Annotated in this window: 2 protein-coding genes; both read left to right on the top strand. The window is 38.1% G+C overall.

What is annotated here, in order from left to right; all coding sequences use genetic code 11:
- Nucleotides 1-817 precede the first annotated feature (817 nt).
- Entirely contained in the window at nucleotides 818-1,027 is a 210-nt protein-coding gene (locus DYY66_RS10265; RefSeq protein WP_166288963.1) for a hypothetical protein, read from the top strand.
- A gap of 250 nt (nucleotides 1,028-1,277) precedes the next feature.
- A partial coding sequence (locus DYY66_RS16550) for a spherulation-specific family 4 protein (protein ID WP_218583722.1) occupies nucleotides 1,278-1,489 on the top strand: 212 nt, incomplete at both ends.

Raw genomic sequence — 1,489 nt, 5'->3', positions numbered from 1 at the left:
AACTGGTATGAAAATGGAATGTATGTTCAGAATGGAACTGCTAATGTGAGCTATGTCGTATGTACATCAAACACAAGTATAGTCGGAACCCAGTGGGTAGTTGCATCCGTAAAAGGCAATGCCTTTGGAGCCCTTAGTGAGAATGTATTGTGGGCATCTCCTATGACTCTAACTGAGCCAACAACAAGAGATTGTACCATAATCACAAACGGCACTAATTATCTCAAAGTAATTCTTGACGGTGTAAAGGTATTCGAAAATAATGCACTAGATCTAGGAATGATTCACACTCCAGTCACATTCTTGGAGCCGCAAACAAATTATGCAGGTCAGCTACTTAGTGGTTCATACAAGAACTTTTTTGTTGCCTCTGATGTAAACATCAAAGTGACTAACAATCCAGCTCTTGCAGCCAAAGTGGTTCTTGTACAGTCAACATCATCTACTGCTGGTCAAGTGATTGCATCTGCTCCTGTGGATTCATCTGGTACTGCAACTCTTAACATAGGAGACTTTGCAATGCCACTCAAGGCAGACATACAAGTGTATGATTCCAATGGAATAGAGCTTGCAGCAACAAAAAGTCCTGTAAGTCTCTTTGGTGGAGATGCATATTCAGTAGATTTGAAACCTAGCCTCAATCTTCTAGGTCTCAGTCTTNTTTTTAAAAAATTCTGAATTTTTTAAGAGAAACATTTCATCAAACATGAAAATATGTTTTGTAAATTGGTTTGAAATAATTTCCAATGCATTACTAGAAGATTATTATGACGCCATCATGGCAAAATCAAATAAGAGACGAGTAATAAATTAAAACATGAGAAAATTAAATATTGTTTTAATCGCACTAGTTCTCACACTTGTACTGACTACATTAATTATAAATTCGATTCCAGTTCTTGCATTTAATAAACACGGTCCAACTCCAATACCTGGAAATCTTTTCCCACATCCAGGTGTTTTACATAATGATCAAACTCCAAAACACGCTGTTGAAAAATCAAACTCGCCTCAAGTCATGCCATAGACATGAAGGTGCTACAACATCTAATTGAAAAATGGCCGGTTTGGTAGCTGGAGAGTAGTGGTTGTCATGTTATCTATTGGGATTCTCCTAACTATTGTATTTTTTGCTACAGCACATGTTTCTCATGAAATACACGTGGATGATGAAAAAACTGGGATAATAGTTCCGCTTTACAGACATCCAGGTTCCACATGGGATGATCTCATACAAGTAAAGCACGAACATCCGTCTGTTCAAATTATTGCAATANCAGGTTCCACATGGGATGATCTCATACAAGTAAAGCACGACCATCCATCTGTTCAAATTATTGCCATAATCAATCCTGCCAGCGGTCCTGGATCTTGGGACCTCTCCTATGTTTTAGGAATAAAAAAACTCCAGTCTGCAGGAATACCAACACTTGGATATGTCTACACCAGATATGGCGCTAGAAACTCGTCTGAAATTACTGCTGATATT

Source organism: Candidatus Nitrosotalea sp. FS, assembly GCF_011319475.1.
In the GTDB taxonomy this organism is placed as follows: domain Archaea; phylum Thermoproteota; class Nitrososphaeria; order Nitrososphaerales; family Nitrosopumilaceae; genus Nitrosotalea.
The sequence above is the reverse complement of the archived record's forward strand: the minus strand, read 5'-3'. Positions and strand labels throughout refer to the sequence as shown.

Excerpts from the sequence above, each read along its gene's own strand:
- DYY66_RS10265 (WP_166288963.1), top strand. The coding sequence starts at position 818 with ATGAGAAAATTAAATATTGTTTTAATCGCACTAGTTCTCACACTTGTA.